The following is a 17,702-nucleotide window of genomic DNA, read 5'->3' on the forward strand; positions in this document are numbered from 1 at the left end:
AAATGCCGCCAACCACGCCGATACTCTTCCCTCTAGTCGACTTCGATGTTAGATTACAAATAAAAACAGTTGTAACGTCAGGTCGCTTACTTGCGATTATTTGATTATTTCAAGAATGGGGGAAACACATGAGAAGCACGTGGCAATTGGCTTGTGGATTGGGAATCGCCGCTATCTTGACGGCCTGTGGGGGAGGAAGCGGCAGCAAGCCGGAGCCGACGCCGAAGCTGACCTCGGAACAAATTCACCAATACTCTAGCCATTCGCTGTTCGCCGGCCTGCTCGTTCAATCGCCTGCCGTACTCATGTCATCCCTCGCGCTGGAGTACGCCGAATATCGCCACTCTCCCCTCGGCGAAGACGAGCCGCCCCGCCCATCGGTGGATGAATTCCCGTGCGACCACGGCGGATCCGTCCAGGCCCGGTACACGCCCGTCGACCCGGGCAACGAAGGGATTGCGGTGGGCGACGAGGTCCGGTTCGCCTTCAAGCAATGCCGCCAAGAGTTCGAAGGGTTCGGCATCGCGATATTCGACGACGACGAGGAAGACGATATCGTCACCATCAATGGTGGGGTCCGGGTCGTCATCACCGAGTTCAACGTGCCGGAGCTCTTCGGCAAAGTCGCCTCGGCGCCCGCCCAAGAAGGCTTCGTCATGTCCAAAGCCCTGAAAGCCTTGAAAAACGCGGAACAAACCGTGTCCGTCGGTACGCGGGTGGCTTATTCCGCCTTGCAAATCGGCGACGGCGAGGAGGTCGATGCGACCGATACGCAGTTCGACGGAGTCATGCGCGCCCGCTTCTCCACTGTCATCCCCGATGATGAGCCCGCCATCATCGCGAAAATGGACGGCGACACGGAGACGCTCCTCGTCAGCGTTGCCACCAGCCAAGAGGGCGTGGAATCGCTCAAAGTTTCCTTCGAGGAAGACGGCAAAGGCTATACCCAGACCGTCACCGAGTTCCGCGGCGAAATGGACCTCCACTGCCTCTGCAGCGACAGCGGCGACTCCATCCGCCATACGATCAACGAGCTGGCCTACGCCAACACGGGCAGCGATCCCGAGCTGGGCGACGACTTCTCCTACACTCTCCAGCTTGAGGAGCCTATCGTCATCGATGATTTCGAACTGGGGTTCAGCTCCGGCAAGATGCTGACCAAGGCCAGCGGCGAAGACATCAGCACGGTGTTCTCCATCTCCGGGGAACAAGGCAACGTGGCCATCCAGTCGACCGGCGGTGCCACCTGGTCCGGCAGCTTCGCCGAGTATCTGGACTTCGTGATCGACTGAGCCTGAACGGCTAGCCTCCTTCGGAGGGTGGGCCGGCCCGCAGGCCGGCCCGCCTTTCAGGACTACTTCAGCGGCTTGAACCGCACACGCTTGGGCTTGGCCCCTTCTTCACCAAGGCGGCGTTTCTTGTCCGCCTCGTATTCCTGGTAGTTGCCGTCGAAGAACACGACCTGCGAATCGCCCTCGAAAGCCAGGATGTGCGTGGCAATCCGGTCCAGGAACCAGCGGTCGTGGCTGATCACCATGACGCTGCCGGCGAACTCCAGCAGGGCATCTTCCAGCGCACGCAGGGTTTCCACGTCGAGGTCGTTGGACGGTTCGTCCAGCAGCAGCAGGTTGCCGCCGGCCAGCAGCGTCTTGGCCAGGTGCAGCCGGCCGCGCTCACCACCCGACAGGTTGCCCACCAGCTTGTTCTGGTCCGCCCCCTTGAAGTTGAAGCGCCCCAGGTAGGCGCGCGACGACATCTCGAAACGGCCCACCGTCAGCAGGTCAGCCCCGTCGGCGACCGCATCGAAGACGGTCTTGGCGTCTTCGAGCGCATCACGCGTCTGTTCCACGTAGGCCAGCTTGACGGTGGAGCCGCGGAGGATTTCGCCGCTATCGGGCTGCTCCTTGCCCGCAATCATCCGGAACAGCGTGGACTTGCCGGCGCCGTTGGGGCCAATGATGCCGACGATGGCGCCCGGCGGCACCTTGAAGCTGAGGTTGTCGATCAATAGGCGGTCGCCGTACCCCTTGCTGACGTTCTTGAACTCGATGACCTCATTGCCCAGCCGCTCGGCAACCGGGATGAAGATCTCCGAGGTCTCGTTGCGCCGCTGGTATTCGTACGAGCTGAGTTCCTCGAAACGCGCGATGCGCGCCTTGGACTTGGCCTGGCGCGCCTTGGGATTCTGGCGTACCCACTCCAGTTCCTTCTTGATGGTTTTCTGGCGGGCGGACTCGTTCGCTTCTTCCTGCTTGAGGCGGGCTTCCTTCTGTTCCAGCCACGAACTGTAATTGCCTTTCCAGGGGATGCCGTGGCCACGGTCCAGCTCGAGAATCCACTCGGCGGCATTGTCCAGGAAATAGCGATCGTGGGTGACGGCCACTACCGTGCCGGGGAACTTCTGCAGGAAAACTTCCAGCCACTCCACGCTCTCCGCGTCGAGGTGGTTGGTGGGTTCGTCGAGCAGCAGCATGTCGGGCTTGGACAGCAGCAGGCGGCACAGGGCCACGCGGCGCTTCTCGCCTCCGGACAGGTGGCCGACCACCGCATCCCAGGGTGGCAGCCGCAACGCGTCGGCCGCCACCTCGAGCTGGTGTTCGATGTCATCGCTGCCGCTTCCGCTGCCCGCCGCAATGATGGCCTCGAGCTCGGCCTGCTCGGTCGCCAGCGCGTCGAAGTCGGCGTCCGGCTCGGCGTAGGCGGCATAAACCTCTTCCAGGCGTTTCTTGGCTGCGAATACGCCGCCCAGCCCGGCTTCGACCGCCTGGCGCACGGTGTGCTCGGGGTCGAGCTGGGGCTCCTGGGGCAGATAACCGATGGTGAGGTTGGGCATGGGGCGGGCTTCGCCCTCGAAATCCTTGTCGACGCCGGCCATGATCTTGAGCAGCGTCGATTTGCCGGCACCGTTCAGACCGAGCACCCCGATCTTGGCGCCCGGGAAGAACGACAGCGAGATGTCGCGCAAGATCTGCCGCTTGGGCGGCACGATCTTGCTGACACGATTCATGGTGTAGACGTATTGAGCCATGGGTGAACCACATCGAGAAAGAACGCGCCGGCCGCGATCCTGCGGCCGGCGCTTGACGAAGCCCACAGTGTAGGCCGGTTCGCCCGGAAAAACATGCGCGGGCCGCCGGCTTGCGGCCCGGCCTGCGGCTATTTCGGTGGTTGGCTGAGGATGACGTAACCCCGGTGGTCTTCGACGCCGATGTGGTTCGTGCCTTCCGTGAACGTCACGTTCTGGTGGACCACGGGATCGTCGCCTAGGTCGACGAAGCTCGACGGATCGTAGATCCAGGAGGCCTGGCCGTTTGCGTCGACTTCCATCAAGCGGGGGGCGACCAATGCATCCGTGGGCAACTCGTCCGGACGCGCAACGGTGGGCGAATCATTCAGCATGTCCGGCAGGAAGCTATAGGCGCGCAAGACCCCTTCCTCGTCCGACCGGACGAAGAGCAGGCCGCCGGCCACGGCATCGGGATCCTCCTTGGACTGCAGCACGACCGGAACCATGTACCGATAGGGATCGTCGACGGCGTAGCGTTCGCCGTCCGGGATCATGACCACCGGCACCTTGCGGTCGGTGCCGAGCGCAAACCAGCCCTCGTCGGCATTCGCATCCCGGATGACGAGCTGGTCGGACTCGTCCCGGGTGATTTCCGAGGGAGGCTTGGTAGCGATGATGAACTGCCGCCCTTCCTGCTGCACACCCTTCGCCACGAAGCCGTACACCATCGAGTCGAAGTTCGCGACCGTGGCGCGGATGCCGGTTTCGCCCTCCTTCATCAAGGGGCCTAGCCCGGGGCGGGGCACGAGGTCCTCGTTCCTGCCTACCTTGACGTACTCGCCCACGAATGCCTGCATAGGCACCGAGAAATCCAATTCGGAATAAGCCTCTATCGTGGAGTCCTTCAGGATCGTGCGTTGCGGCATGAACATGGTCAGGCCCGACAGCTGCGGGTAGACGGCAGTATGCCGCTCATAGCGCACGGCCTCCCCCATCGCGGCTTCCAGCTTCTCGTATTGGCCGGCTGGCAGGTTCAAGCTGCTCCAGCTGAAGAAACTGAGCAAGTCGACGAGGTCCACGCCTGTCATCAGCCGCGGCGACAAGAAGGCCGTGGCGCGTGCCCGGGCCATGGTGATGTCGTACCAGGCCTGCGTTGGATCGGCCTGCAGCCGTTCCTCCAGGTACCCGCCGATCTCGTCGAGCGCCTCCATGACCGGCCCCAGGCGACGCAGGTCGGTAAGCGAGAGGGTGGACTGGCCGTTGGGCTCCTCTTTCTCCTGCTTGGCGATGTAGCCGTCGATCACGGCCTTGCCGAAGGGCTCGATGTCGATGGCCGGATCGGCGGTGAGTTCCCGCATGAAGGCGCGCCAATCCCATCCGCCGCCGGGTTCGAGCTCCTGCGAAGCCAGCATGTAGTTCGCGTGCGGCGAGAGGGCCTTGGCGATTTCCACCGAAGCCATCAGGCACGCGTCGAAGCCGATCAGGTCGAAATGCGCGCCGGTCTGGGCGCGGGCATTGGAGATGGCCTGCGTCAACATGGGCAAGGACAGCACCGAGCCGGTCGTGGAATCCGGCCCCACGCCGGCGTTGGGCCCGCCGCCGTGGTCCCAGAGGACCAGCATGTACCGCTTGGCGGGATAGGCTTTCACTCCCCACTCGATGAAATCTTGAAGGGTCGAGGCCTGCCCCATGTCCCGCGGGCCGAGGTCCTCGAGCAGCTCGATGCGCGAACCGAGCACCCGCTTGCGCTGCAACGTCCTCCATCCGTCTTTGCGCGCGCCGCCGGTGGCGAGCACCAGGTTGACCTTTTCGTTGGGCGCCACGCTCTGCATTTCTGCGAGGTTTGCCGACGCTTCGCCTCCGCCTTCTTCGAGGTCGGTGGCGATGACGTAGACCAGGACGGTCGTTTCGGCTTCCGCCTGGACCGCCCCGGAACCGCCCCCGCACGAGGCAAGCGCCAGGAGCAAGGAAAAAACGGCGAAAAGGCGCAACAGGATACCGGCGCAAGCCGGCGGGGGACGCGTAGGCATGAATAACCTCCTCCCTGTGAAAATCACAATATTTTGCTATTTTGTATCGTTTTATTACATTTGAGCAATAAAGATACATCCTGGCGCGACGCCTTCCGGCTCTCGCCCGCCTCTCCCGGCGTAGGGCGGCGCGCCTGCGCAAGGGGCTGTCGCCCCAGCCGTCTTGGTATGCTCTGGGATCCTGATCCACCAAGTCCGACCGTCATGCTCCCTTTCGACTGGAACTTCCCCTATCCGTCGCAGAAGATGCCTGTCCTGGCCGACAACGCCGTCGCCACCAGCCAGCCGCTCGCCGCCCAGGCGGGCTTGCGCATGCTGTACGAGGGCGGCAATGCCGTGGATGCGGCGCTCGCCTGCGCCATCGCGCTGACCGTGGTCGAGCCGGTCATGAACGGCATAGGCGGCGACATGTTCGCGCTGGTCTGGCATGAGGGAAGGCTGCATGGCCTGAACTCCAGCGGGCGCTCCCCGGCCGCCTGGACCTTGGAGCATTTCCGTGGCAAGACGGCCATCCCCGCCACCGGCTGGGACGCCGTCACCGTACCCGGCCAGGTTGCCGGATGGCGGGCGCTATCCGAGCGCTTCGGCAAATTGCCCTTCGAACGGCTGTTCGAGCCGGCCCTGCACTATGCCCGCCAAGGCTTCCAGGTCACGCCGCAAATTGCCCGGCTGTGGGCGCGCCAGGCGCCTAAGCTGGCCGGCCAGCCCGGCTTCGCGGAGGCTTTCTTCCGGGGCGGCCGCGCGCCGCAGGCAGGCGAACGCTGGCGCTTTCCCGAGCAGGCCGACACGCTGCAAAGCATCGCCCAGACCAAGGGCGAGAGTTTTTATCGCGGCGCACTGGCCCAGCAGATCGTCGACTTCGCCCGCCGCACGGGAGGCGCGATCACCCTCGCGGACCTCGCCGCGCACGAGGCGCAGTGGGTAGAGCCCCTGAGCCAACGATTCCGCGATTACACCTTGCACGAGATTCCTCCCAGCGGGCAGGGCATTGCAGCGCTTGCCGCCCTTGGCATGCTGGAACACGTCGACCTCGAGGGCATGGGCCTGGACAGTCCGGCCATGTACCACGCGACGATCGAGGCGATGAAGCTCGCCTTCTCCGACTTGCACGAACACATCGCCGACCCGGCTGCCATGCGCGTCACCCCGCAGGAGCTGCTCGATCCCGCCTACCTCGCCCAGCGCGCGGCGCTGATCGATCCCGCCCGCGCGAACGCGCCTACCGCCGGCACGCCCAAGGTCGGCGGCACGGTGTACCTGGCCGCGGCAGACCAAGACGGCATGATGGTGTCGTTCATCCAGTCCAACTTCCAGGGGTTCGGCTCGGGCATCGTCGTGCCGGGCACCGGCATTTCCCTGCACAACCGAGGCATCGGGTTCAACCTGCAGCCCGGACACGTGAACTGCGTCGGCCCCTCCAAGAAGCCGATGCATACCATCATTCCCGGTTTCGTCACGCGTGACGGCCGGCCCGTCATGGCGTTCGGGGTGATGGGCGGGTCGATGCAGGCGCAGGGGCACGTGCAGATGATGGTGCGCCTGGGCGCCTACAAGCAAAACCCGCAGGCAATGAGCGACGCGCCCCGCTTCCGGGTGGACGAAGGCGTGGTCCGCGTGGAGTCGCACACCCCGGCAGCGGTGGTCGAGGGCCTGCGCAGGCTCGGGCATGTCGTGGAGGTATCCGAGCCGCAAAGCCTGGATTTCGGCACGGCGCAGCTGATTTATCGCAGCGAGGACGGCTACATCGCAGCCTCCGACTCGCGGCGGGACGGCCAAGCCGTCGGCTACTGAAGCCGCTTCCTCGCCCTGGCGCGGCCCGGCAGGCGCACGGGCCTGCCCGGGGCATTCGGAGCCGCCGAGGGCATCGCAGCCGGCGGGAAAGCCAGGGCGAGGGAGCCTCAAACCGCCGCGACGGCCCCGCCTTCTTCTTCCTGCCGCGACTCTTGCTTGACGAGCCGGCTGGCCGCCTTCCGCAAAGGGCCCAGCAATCCGCCGATCAACGCCAATTGCGTCAGCACCAGCCGATGGCCGTCGTCGACGTCGTCATCCGGCGACAACTCCAAGGTCTTCGCCAAGGCTTCGTCTTCGGGGTCGCTCGCCTCGAGGGGCGCGCGGTTCGCCAGGCCCGCTGCAATGCTGTCCAGCGCGCGGATCACGCCCATCGTCAAGCGAGAGATCTCGGCATCGCTCGCGTGATCCGCCAACATTTCCCGATGCGCGCCGAGGCCGGACAAATAATTCAGCAGCGTATGGGACAACGTCAGGAACCGCAGCGCGGCATCCGCCTCGCGCCGGAAATGCCCCGGCTCGGAGAGCATGTTCGAGACCGCCATCGAAAACGCGGCATCGGCGTTATGCGCATTGCGCCGCGCCAGCCGATACGCCAGGTCGTCCCGCTTGCCGACCTCGTACTGGATCATGATCTCGCGCAGATACTTGCTGCTGGCCGCCAGCGCATTGGCCGCCACCTGGTTCAGCCTGCGCCCTTGCCAGTCGGGCAACACCACCAGCACCGCAATGCCCGCGATCGCCGCGCCGATCAAGGTATCGACCAAGCGCGGCACGAATAAGTCGTAGCCGTTGCCGATCTGGTTGAAGCACAGCAATACCAGCACCGTAATGGCCGCGGTACCCACCGTGTACCGGGTCGTGCGCGTCGCAAAAAACACGACCCCTGCCAACACCGCGAACAAGGCCTGCACGAACAGGCTCGTGAACAACTTGAACAGCACCCATCCCAGCGCCAACCCGAGCACCGTGCCGAGCACGCGCTGCACCAGTCGCGTACGCGTCGCGCCATAACTGGGCGCGCAGACGAATAGCGCGGTCAGCACGATCCAGTAACCTTGCTCGGGATGGACCAGGTGCAGCATGCCGTAGCCGGCCGCCATCGCGGCGGTCAGCCTCACGGCATAGCGGAATACGGGAGCGCTCGGCGTCAATTGCACGCGCACGCGATCGACCGCCTCCCCGAAAGACTGCGGCGACCGGTCGAACAAGCTGTTGTCCTGCTGCTGTTCATCGAGATTGTCGGGATTGCTTGCACTGCCAAGACGCCTATCCAGCTCGGCCAGGTTGGCCGACAGGGCGTTCACCGAGCGCAGGAGCCTCGCCCACTCCGGCCGGTTCTGGCTGCGCAGGAAGTCGAGCGAGGCATCCAGGTCCGCTTTGGCCTGCCGCATCTCATCACCGACCTCGAACGGCTGCTGCATGCGTATGGCCCGCGCCAGCCGGCGGCACGCCTGCCCTTGCAGGCCCAGCAAGCGCTGGCAGCGGAACATGATGTCGCTGTGGAAAAACACGTCGGCCAGCTCGTTGTATGGATAATGCGAGGAGCTGGCGCGCTCATGCACGTCTTGGGCGATGAAATAAAGGCGCAGGTAACGCGTCGTCTTGCGGCCCGGGCGGCTGCGTCCAAGGCGGCTGAACAGGCTCTCCTTGGCCGCATTCAGGGCTGCCACCACCCGGCTATTGAGCTGCGCCAGCTCCAGGCGCCGCGCCTCCACGTCTATGCCCCGCACGGGCTCGAACAGCGAGGCTTTCAGCACCAGGTAATCGCCCAGCACGTTGTACAAGCCGGCCAGGCGCTGCTGCACCGGCTGGTGGGCAAATAGGGCCGACCACAACACCGATAGCACGCCATACCATGTCGCGCCAGCCATCAGCAACGCCGGCTCCCGCCAGAACCCGCCCGCACCCTGGCTTTGTTCCACGCCGATCGTAGTGTAGATCGCCAGGATCAACGTGGCGTACCCCATGGCCCGGTAGCGCTCCCCGATCGCGCCGAGCATGGTCAGCCAGAACGTAGAGAGCGCCATCCCCAGCAGGAACAGCCACGGGTAGGGAAACAAGGCTTTGACCGAAACGGCCGCGACCCCGAAAAAAACGAGCGTTACCAGTTGGGCCAGCAGCCGGCCCCGCCAGTTGTCGTCCGTTTCGGCCAGCGCCGACGCAATCACGCCCAGAAACGCGGGAATGACCAGGTCCATGCGGTCCGTGCCCCAGCACACGCCCATGACGCACGCCAGTGCGATGAAAACCCGAAGGCTATAGACGAAGGTATCGTGCGCCCACAGGCGCCGCAGGGTATGGAATAAAGAGGCGAAACGCATGGAATAGGGCGGGGAAGGAACAACCGTAACTATCGCATGCAGGAGGCGTGCCGGCGTGCCGCGCGCGCAACGAGCCCGGTGCGCTTGCCCTTCGGAGGTGGCAGGGGACTGCCCGCCACGCGTGCGATAATCGAATGGGGCCGGCCGGGCTCGGCAGGTTCGCTGTGCCGCCGTCCCCTGTACGCTCAAGTTTCCTCCCCAGGCCCATGAAACAATATCTCGACCTCGTCCAAGCCATTCTCGACACGGGCTCATGGCAATCGAACCGGACAGGCATACGCACCTTGAGCATGCCAGGGGCGGCCTTGCGCTTCGACCTGCAGCAGGGTTTTCCGGCCGTCACCACCAAGAAGCTGGCGTTCAAGTCTGCCATCGGCGAGCTCGTCGGTTTCTTGCGCGGCGCGCGCAGTGCCGCCGACTTCCGGGCCCTTGGTTGCAAGGTCTGGGACCAGAACGCCAATGAGAACGCCCAATGGCGGGCCAATCCCTACCGCGAAGGCGAGGACGACCTGGGCCCCGTGTATGGCGTGCAATGGCGCCGCTGGCCCGCATACAAGGTGCTGCCCGCCTCGCGCGCGGCGCAGGTGCAAGACGCGCTGTCGCGCGGATATGCCCGGGTGACCGAGTTCGATGAAGGCGGCGAGCGCAAGGTACTGCTGTACAAGGCCGTCGACCAACTGCGCCAATGCCTGGACACCATACACAGCAATCCCTCGGATCGCCGCATCTTGTTCCATGGCTGGAACTGGGCGCAGATCGAGGAAATGGCGCTGCCGCCTTGCCATCTGCTATACCAGTTCCTGCCCAACGCCTCGACCCGCGAAATCTCGCTGTGCCTGTACATACGGTCCAACGACGTGGGGCTGGGCACGCCGTTCAACCTTGCCGAAGGCGCCGCGCTGCTGCATCTCGTAGGCCGGCTAACCGGATACACGCCGCGCTGGTTCAGCTACTTCATCGGCGACGCCCACATCTACGAGACCCATTTGCCCATGCTGCGCGAACAATTGACGCGCAAGCCCTTCCCGCTGCCGCAGCTGGCGCTTTCGGACAGGATTCCTGACTACGCCGTGACGGGCAAATACGAACCGGAATGGCTGGAGCGCGTCGAGCCCGGGGACTTTTCCCTCGTGGGCTATGAGCATCACCCGCCCTTGACGGCGCCCATGGCGGTGTAAAAAACGGAGCTCGCGGCAGGCGCGGCTCCGTTGCGGGACCCGGGGCGAAACGCCCCGGCGTTCGATCGTCAGCCTACGTGCTTGCGCAGGAATTCGAGCGTGCGCGAAAGCGCGAGATCCGCGCTCGGCTTGTCGTACGACCCGCGCATGTCGCAGTTGAAGCCGTGGCCAGCCGGGTAAGTGTGGACGATGACGTCCGGTTGTGCCGCACGCACTTTCTCCACGTCGCTCATCGGGATGGAGTGATCCTTTTCGCCGAAGTGCGCCATGGTGGGAATGCGCGGCTTGCGATCGGCGATGCCCGCGATGCCGCCGCCGTAGTACGGAATGGACGCCGACAGGCCATCCAGGCTGCCTGCAGCGGCCCATGCAATCGTGCCTCCCCAGCAATAGCCGACGATGCCGACCTTGCCGGCCTCGCTGGCGACGGCGATGGCAGCCGCGACATCCTTGAGGGCGGTATCGATGGAGATTTTCTGCATGAACTCCTTGCCCTTGTTGATGTCGTCGGGCTCGTAGCCCAGTTCCACGTCGGCCTGGACACGGTCGAAGAACGCCGGCGCCACGGCGAGATAACCTTCCTGCGCATAGCGGTCGCAAACGCTACGGATGTGCGGATTGACGCCGAAGATCTCCTGGCATACGACCAGCCCGCCGCGCGGCTTGCCGACGGGGTCTGCACGGTAGGCGGAGATAGTGACGCCGTCGGAAGCGGTCAAGTTGATCTTGGTTCCCATGGTTCCCTTGTCTATTGATGATGTGATATTGGATGGATGACTATCCTTTGGTGCGGCCCGCCTTCGACGGACGGGGCCAAGCCTCTAGGTTGTATCAGAAAATGAGCCTCCTGGCAGCCCTGCGTCCCGCCAGGAGAGACGTCGGGGCGGCCGCTCCCCCGTTCGTGCTAGATTGCGGGCTTGAATGCGACCTCCTCCGTCATGCCTCATTCGATGCCCGCACCGCTCATCCTCATCGTCGCCTACGCCGCCAACCGCGTCATCGGGCGCGACAACGCCCTGCCCTGGCGCCTGCGCGGCGATCTCGCCCACTTCAAGCGCACCACCCTCGGCCACCCCATCATCATGGGGCGCAAGACTTGGGAATCCCTGGGAAGGCCTTTGCCTGGCAGGCAGAACATCGTGCTCACCCGCGACGCGGACTACTCCGCCGAAGGCGCGACGGTCGTGCGGACCCTGGACCAGGCCATCGCTGCGGCGGGTACGGCCGAGCGGATCTATGTCATCGGCGGCGCACAGGTTTACGCCGCTGCGCTTGACCGCGCGGACCGCATCATCGCGACCGAAATCCATGCCGAAGTGCCAGGAGACGCCTATTTCCCCTCGCTTCCGGCGGGCCAGTGGCGCGAAACGGCGCGCGAGCCGCAACCGCCGGAAGACGGGCTGGCCTACGACTTCGTCACTTACGAACGCGTGGGCGTGAGCTGATCGTCCGGGTGCCAGAGGAAACTGCAACGGCCAACGTCGCTCATCCAGACCAGGCCGTCGCCCACGTGTCCCGTGCTCGCGGCCTGGCGGATCGTTTCGTATAGGGCGCCTGCGTGCTCGTCCGCCGCGACGATCTCTATCCGGACCTTGGGCGCAAAGTCCAGCAGCTCTTCCTTCAGGTTCTGCGGCTGGTGGCGGGCGGGCGCACTGCAGCCTTCCACGTGCGATACGGTCATGCCGGGAAATCCCGGCGTTTTCATCAATGCGGCCCGCACGTCATCGAGGCGGGTCGGACGTATCACGGCCTTGATTTCTTTCATTCGGATCTCCTTCATCCAACCCGGTGATGGGAAGTCCCGGCAATAGCGCCGGGACACTCCCTCACGCCTCCGGCGCTTCTTCGTCGAACCACCGGTATAAGGTGGGCAACACCAGCAAGGTCAGCAGCGTGCAAGTAATGAGCCCGCCGATCACCACGACCGCGAGCGGGCGCTGGACCTCCGAGCCCGGCCCGGTCGCAAATAGGAAGGGCACGAGCCCCAGCATGGCGACGGTCGCCGTCATCATGACCGGGCGGAAACGCATCGTCGCACCCTGCACCACGGCTTCAGCCAGCGATTGGCCTTCCATCCGCAGCTTGCGTATGTAGGACACCATCACTACGCCGTTCAGCACCGCAATGCCCCACAGCGCGATGAAGCCGACCGAGGCAGGGACCGACAGGTACTCGCCCGTGACGAACAAGCCGATGATGCCGCCGATGGAGGCGAACGGCAGCACGGTGATGATCAGGGTCGCATACCGGACGGAATTGAAGAGCAGGAACAGCAGGAAGAAAATCGCCGCCACGGTGACGGGAACGATGAGCGCGAGGTGGCCCAGCGCGCGCTCCATGTTCTGGAACTGTCCGCCCCACTCCAGGTAGTAGCCGGGCGGCAAAGTAACCTTTTCCTGGACGGCTTGCTGCAGCTCGGCCACGAACCCGCCCAGGTCGCGGTCCTGGACGTTGATGGCGACCACGACCCGGCGCTTGCCGCCTTCGCGGCTGATCTGAGCGGGCCCGTCGCGCACTTCGATCTTGGCCAGGCTTTCCAGCGGCACCCGCACGCCGTGCGGCGTGGTCAGCAGGATCTGCCGGATGTCGGCCACGCTGCCGCGGAACGCCTCGGGCAAGCGCACCGCTGCGGTGAACCGCCGCTCGCCTTCGAAGATCTCGGTCGCCACCTTGCCGGCGATCGCGACCTCGATCACGTCGTGCACGTCGGAAACATTGAGCCCGTATCGGGCAATGGCCTGCCGGTCGATGTTGATCGTCAGGTATTGCTGTCCACTGACCCGTTCCACGCGTACGTCGCGCGCCCCGGGCACCGTTTCGGCCACGCGCGCGATCTGCTGCGCCTTCTGCAGCAAGCGGTCGAGGTCTTCGCCGAACACTTTGACCGCGACGTCCGACCGCACGCCCGTCACCATCTCGTCCACCCGGTCGGAGATCGGCTGGGCCATGACGACTTGCGCGCTCGGGATCACGGCCAGGCGCTTGCGTATTTCTTCCGCAATGGTGTCCTGCGTCCAGCCGTCGGGCCACTCATCGCGCGGCTTCAGGCTGACGATGGGCGTGGACTCGTTCTGGGCCTGGGGATCGGCTGGGCTCTCGCCCCGCCCGACATTGGAAACCGCCAATCTGACCCCCGGCACCTCCATGATGAGCCGCATCGCCTGTTTTTCCAGCTCGATGGACTCTTCCAGCGAGATATTGGGCACGCGGTTGATGGCCGGCACGATCGAGCCTTCCTGCATTTCAGGAATGAACGAGGTGCCCAGCAAAGGCAGCATGGCGACCGAGGCGGCGAACGCCAGCACGGCCATCGCCACGGTCTTCTTGGCATTGCGCAGGACCCAGTCCAGCATGCGCAGGTAATGGCGCTTCAGGAAAGCGATGACGCGCGTATCGTGCTCTGCGCCGCCCTTGAGCAGATACGACGAAAGCACGGGCGAAAGCGTCAGGCACAGCACCAGCGAAATCGCCAGCGCAATGGCAATGGTGTAGGCAAGCGGCGCGAACATCTTGCCCTCCATGCCCTGCAGCGTCATCAGCGGCAGGAACACGAGAATGATGACCCCGATGCCGAAGACCACCGGCGTCGCCACTTCGGCCACGGCCTTGAGCACGATCCGCGCCTTGCTTTCGCCGCTTTCCCTGGCATGGCCGAGATGGGCGAATGCGTTTTCCACGACCACGACGGAACCGTCGACGATCAGGCCGATGGCGATCGCCAGGCCGCCGAGCGACATCAGGTTGGCGGAAATGCCGAGCCGGTTCATCGCAAAGAACGTCAACAGCGGCGTCAGGACCATGGTCGCCACGACGATCAGGGAAGAGCGCACGTCGCCCAGGAACAGGAACAGGACCAAGACGACCAGGACCACGCCTTCCAGCAGCACCTTGGCCACGGTCCACAGGGCCGCATCGACGAGCTCGCTGCGATCGTAGTAGGGCACGATCTGCAGGCCGTCCGGCAGCATCCCTTGCGTATTGATCTCATGCACCCGCTGCTTGATGCGCTCGACGACCTCTTTCGCGTTCCCCCCGCGCATCATCATGACGATTCCGCCGACCGCCTCGGTCACGCCGTTCTTGATCACCGCGCCGTAGCGCACGGCGTGACCCATGGTGACCTCGGCCACGTCGCGCATGTAGATTGGCGTGCCGTTGGACTCGGCCAGCACGATGTTGGCGATGTCTTCCAGGCTCTCGATCAGGCCCACGCCGCGGATCAGATACTGCTCGGCATAGTGCGGGAGGATGCCGCCGCCCGAATTGGCGTTGTTCCGCGCAAGCGCCTGGTACACCTGCTGCAGCGTCACGCCGTAGTGGCTCATGCGGTCCGGGTGGACGAGCACCTGGTACTGCTTCACGTAGCCGCCCTGCGAGTTGATCTCGGCGACTTGCGGGATGGAGCGCAGCAAGGGCCTGACCACCCAATCTTGCACGATGCGCCGCTCCGTCAGTTCCTTGGGAGTCAGCTCGCGGTCGCCGTCGTCCGGCCGGTCCAGCGTGTATTGATACACCTCCCCCAGCCCGGTGGAGACCGGCCCCAGCACGGGCGTGACGCCGGCCGGCATGCGCGAGCCGATCTCGATCAGGCGCTCCATCACCAGTTGCCGTGCAAAGTACACGTCGGTCGAATCCGTGAAGACCAGCGTGATGAGCGAGAGTCCCGGCTTATTCAAGGACCGCATTTCCTCCAGGCCGGGCAACCCGGTCATCGCGATCTCGATGGGCACGGTCACGAAGCGCTCGACCTCCTCGGGAGAGCGGCCGGGCGCATCGGTGGCGATTTGCACCTGGATGTTCGTGACATCGGGAAATGCGTCGACCGACAACTTGCGCACGGCGTCCAAGCCGAAAGCCAGCGCAACCGCCGCGAGCACGACCACGATCAGGCGCTGCCGCAAGGCAGCGCGTACGAGGTTCTCTAGCATCGCGGTTACTCCACTTCGACGCCGATGCGCTGGTTATTGAGATGGAATGCGCCTTCGATCACCACGCGATCGCCGGCTTTCAGGCCCGACACGACGGCGCGCCTGTCGTGGTACGTCCCGCCCAGCTGCACCTGGGTCGCACGATAGCGACCAGGCGCGATCTCGACGTAGACCAAGTCTTCGTTGTCGTAACGCACGATGGCGGAGGCCGGGATCACGAGCTGTTCGGTGGGCCGGCTCGTGATCAGCATCGTCGCCAGCATGGCAGGCTTGAGGCGGCCGTCCGCATTGTCGATGGAGGTATGGACGCGGACTGTCCGGGTGGAAGGATTGACGACCTGGCCCACATAAATCAATTGCCCTTGGATCCGGCGGTTGCCGAGCGCGGGCACCTCGATGTCGACCGTCTGGCCTTCGGCGACCAGGTCCGCCTGCTGTTCGGGAACATCGGCCACGGCCCAGACCTTGGACAGGTCCGCTACGGTGAACAGGGCGTCGGCCGGTTGCACGACCTGTCCCGGCGCGACCTTCAGCTCGACGACGGTTCCGTGCAACGTTGAGACGACCGGGGAAAAGGAACTGATCTCCCCCGTCCTGCCCATGCGCTCGATGGCCGCCCGCGACATGCCTAGGACACTGAGCTGGTCGTAAGCCGCGCGGAGCTCGGCGGCAGCCACGGCGTACTCGTTTTCGCGACGCTGCAATTCGGCCTTGCCGATCACGTCGGCGGCGAACAGCAACCGCGCGCGTTCGCGCGCATTCTCCTGCAGCTCGGACTGCGCCTTCGCTTTCAGGTAGGCCAGCTGCGCGCTGCCAAGTTCCGTGCTGTGCAAGCGGGCCAAGACATCGCCGGGCTTGACGTTCGCGCCGAGCATGGTCGTGATGTCCGTCACGCGCCCCGTCACGGAAGCGCCGATGCGCGCCATGCGCTGGCGGTCGAAATCGATGCGCCCCGCCACGCGCAGCACTTCGCTGAATGGCTCGACGCTTGCCGGTGCAACCTTGATCCGGGCCATCATGGCCTGGTCGGCGACGACGATGTTGGGATCGATGCGCTCTTGGGGGGCGCCTGCCGGCTCGGGCTTCTTGCCGCAGGCACCCAATGCCAGGCACAGCGCGAGCAATGCAACGGTAGGAGAAAAACGCTGGATCATGATGAACTACCTGCGGAAGAATTGGCGAGCAGCCGCTCTATCTCTATGGCAGCGACTTGCAGATCGAACTGGGCGGCGATGAGGTCGTTGCGGGCCGTGCGCAGCACGCGCTGGGCATCGAGGTAATCGATGATGCCCCGCTCGCCATATCGATAGGCGGCTTCGGCCACGCGCAACGCCGCCTCCGCCTGCCGCATGATGCCCGACTGCAGCGCCTCGACCTGCGATGCCGCGATCTGATACTGCTGGTAGGCCGCATCCAATTGCTGCGTCAGCTCGAACTCGCGCGCCTCGAGCAGGCTCCGCACGCGGTTGACCATTGCTGCCGCCTCGTCGATCGGGCCGCGACGGCGGTCCCACAGCGGCACGCTCAATACGACGCCGACCTGGGTATCGCGCACCTCCGGATCCCTGCTGGACGTGGCTTTCAGCGCGACGGAGGGCCAGCGCAGGGCGCGTTCGTACTCCAGCGCTGCGCGGGCGCGGTCGAGCTCGGCCCGCAATTGGATGAGTTCCGGGTTACTCGCCAGCATCACGCTGCGCAGCGTCTCAAGGGGCTCGAGCGCCGGCAGTGCGCCCAAATCCCCCTGCACGGAGAAACTGGCCGGCAGGATGCCTCCCACCTGCTGCCGCAATAACGACTTGGCCTGGTTCACGCGCAATAGCGCGCTCTGGCTGTTCTTCTGCGCGTTGAGCAATTCCGCTGCGACCCGGATGGCTTCGTACTTGGGCGAATCGCCCACGTCCACGCGCACCTGCGCGCGATCATAGAGTTGTTGCGTCAGCGCGAGGTCTTCCTGGGCCGCGGCGAATTCGGCCTCGCGGCGGAGCGTCTCGTAGAACCCGCGCTTGACCTGGGCCACCAGCCGGGCCACGAACAGCTCCTGCTCCGCGGTCGCGGCGCGCAGGGCTCCGGTCGCAAGCTCGCGGCGCAACGCGCGTTGGACGGGAAGGTCGATCCGCTGGGTGATCGATAGCGTCTGCCCGATGCCGGTGCCGGCGCCGGGCTGCCGCGCCGATACGCGGCCAGTCGTGAATTCGGCTTCGGGATTGGGATAGGCTTCGGCGCTCGTAATGCCGGCCCGGGCGGCATCGACGCCCGCGGCCGCGGCATCGACGCCCTTGTTGCCCTGCAAGGCGAGAGCCAGCAGCTGGTCGAGCGTATAGGGCTGCGGCGCGGCCGCCGCGAGCTGACATACGCTGGCCAGCCACACGGATAAAACGACGAGTGTGACGGATTTCATGATCTTCAAGAACGGGAACGCGCGGCGGCCCAAGGCCACCGGCCAAGCA

At 64.9% G+C, this 17,702-nt stretch carries 12 protein-coding genes; 4 read left to right on the forward strand and 8 right to left on the reverse strand.

Annotated features, from left to right (window positions below):
* Nucleotides 1–128 precede the first annotated feature (128 nt).
* Nucleotides 129–1,292 carry a hypothetical protein gene (locus Q0319_RS18760; protein WP_299455133.1) on the forward strand — a complete coding sequence of 388 codons (1,164 nt, stop codon included), beginning with the start codon at nucleotides 129–131 and terminating at the stop codon, nucleotides 1,290–1,292.
* A 62-nt stretch (nucleotides 1,293–1,354) separates the two neighbouring features.
* Here Q0319_RS18760 and ettA read toward each other — a convergent pair whose 3' ends face one another.
* Nucleotides 1,355–3,028, reverse strand: coding sequence for an energy-dependent translational throttle protein EttA (gene ettA, locus Q0319_RS18765; RefSeq protein WP_296466827.1), 1,674 nt, complete (start codon nucleotides 3,026–3,028; stop codon nucleotides 1,355–1,357).
* Nucleotides 3,029–3,156: 128 nt separating this feature from the next.
* Nucleotides 3,157–5,037 (reverse strand): clostripain-related cysteine peptidase, encoded by a 1,881-nt coding sequence (locus Q0319_RS18770; RefSeq protein WP_299455136.1) that lies wholly within the window; start codon nucleotides 5,035–5,037, stop codon nucleotides 3,157–3,159.
* A gap of 204 nt (nucleotides 5,038–5,241) precedes the next feature.
* Here Q0319_RS18770 and Q0319_RS18775 point away from each other — a divergent pair, with 204 nt between their 5' ends.
* Nucleotides 5,242–6,828 carry a gamma-glutamyltransferase family protein gene (locus Q0319_RS18775; RefSeq protein ID WP_299455138.1) on the forward strand — a complete coding sequence of 529 codons (1,587 nt, stop codon included), beginning with the start codon at nucleotides 5,242–5,244 and terminating at the stop codon, nucleotides 6,826–6,828.
* Nucleotides 6,829–6,935: 107 nt separating this feature from the next.
* On the opposite strand, the gene yccS is transcribed toward Q0319_RS18775, so the two are convergent.
* Entirely contained in the window at nucleotides 6,936–9,149 is a 2,214-nt protein-coding gene (gene yccS, locus Q0319_RS18780; protein WP_299455141.1) for a YccS family putative transporter, read from the reverse strand.
* 206 nt (nucleotides 9,150–9,355) lie between these two features.
* Here yccS and Q0319_RS18785 point away from each other — a divergent pair, with 206 nt between their 5' ends.
* Nucleotides 9,356–10,327, forward strand: a complete 972-nt coding sequence (locus Q0319_RS18785; protein WP_296466839.1) for a thymidylate synthase — start codon at nucleotides 9,356–9,358, stop codon at nucleotides 10,325–10,327.
* A gap of 68 nt (nucleotides 10,328–10,395) precedes the next feature.
* Here the strand turns inward: Q0319_RS18785 and Q0319_RS18790 are convergent, their stop codons facing one another.
* Nucleotides 10,396–11,064, reverse strand: a complete 669-nt coding sequence (locus Q0319_RS18790) for a dienelactone hydrolase family protein (protein ID WP_296466842.1) — start codon at nucleotides 11,062–11,064, stop codon at nucleotides 10,396–10,398.
* A gap of 213 nt (nucleotides 11,065–11,277) precedes the next feature.
* On the opposite strand from Q0319_RS18790, the gene Q0319_RS18795 reads away from it, so the two are divergent.
* Entirely contained in the window at nucleotides 11,278–11,772 is a 495-nt protein-coding gene (locus Q0319_RS18795; protein ID WP_296466864.1) for a dihydrofolate reductase, read from the forward strand.
* Here the strand turns inward: Q0319_RS18795 and Q0319_RS18800 are convergent.
* From Q0319_RS18800 to Q0319_RS18815, 4 genes are all read right to left on the reverse strand, one after another.
* The gene (locus Q0319_RS18800) at nucleotides 11,748–12,092 is read right to left on the reverse strand and encodes a P-II family nitrogen regulator (protein WP_296466845.1); all 345 of its coding nucleotides are present in this window, start codon (nucleotides 12,090–12,092) and stop codon (nucleotides 11,748–11,750) included. The two genes, Q0319_RS18795 and Q0319_RS18800, sit on opposite strands and share 25 nt — an antisense overlap.
* A 61-nt stretch (nucleotides 12,093–12,153) precedes the next feature.
* Nucleotides 12,154–15,255, reverse strand: coding sequence for a CusA/CzcA family heavy metal efflux RND transporter (locus Q0319_RS18805; RefSeq protein WP_299455146.1), 3,102 nt, complete (start codon nucleotides 15,253–15,255; stop codon nucleotides 12,154–12,156).
* Between the two features lie 5 nt (nucleotides 15,256–15,260).
* Nucleotides 15,261–16,409: an efflux RND transporter periplasmic adaptor subunit gene (locus Q0319_RS18810; protein WP_296466852.1), complete on the reverse strand. Its 1,149-nt coding sequence runs from the start codon at nucleotides 16,407–16,409 to the stop codon at nucleotides 15,261–15,263.
* Entirely contained in the window at nucleotides 16,406–17,653 is a 1,248-nt protein-coding gene (locus tag Q0319_RS18815) for a TolC family protein (RefSeq protein ID WP_296466857.1), read from the reverse strand. The genes Q0319_RS18810 and Q0319_RS18815 overlap by 4 nt, the downstream gene beginning before the upstream one ends.
* Nucleotides 17,654–17,702 lie beyond the last annotated feature (49 nt).

Source organism: uncultured Pigmentiphaga sp., assembly GCF_937950555.1.
Lineage (GTDB): Bacteria > Pseudomonadota > Gammaproteobacteria > Burkholderiales > Burkholderiaceae_B > Pigmentiphaga.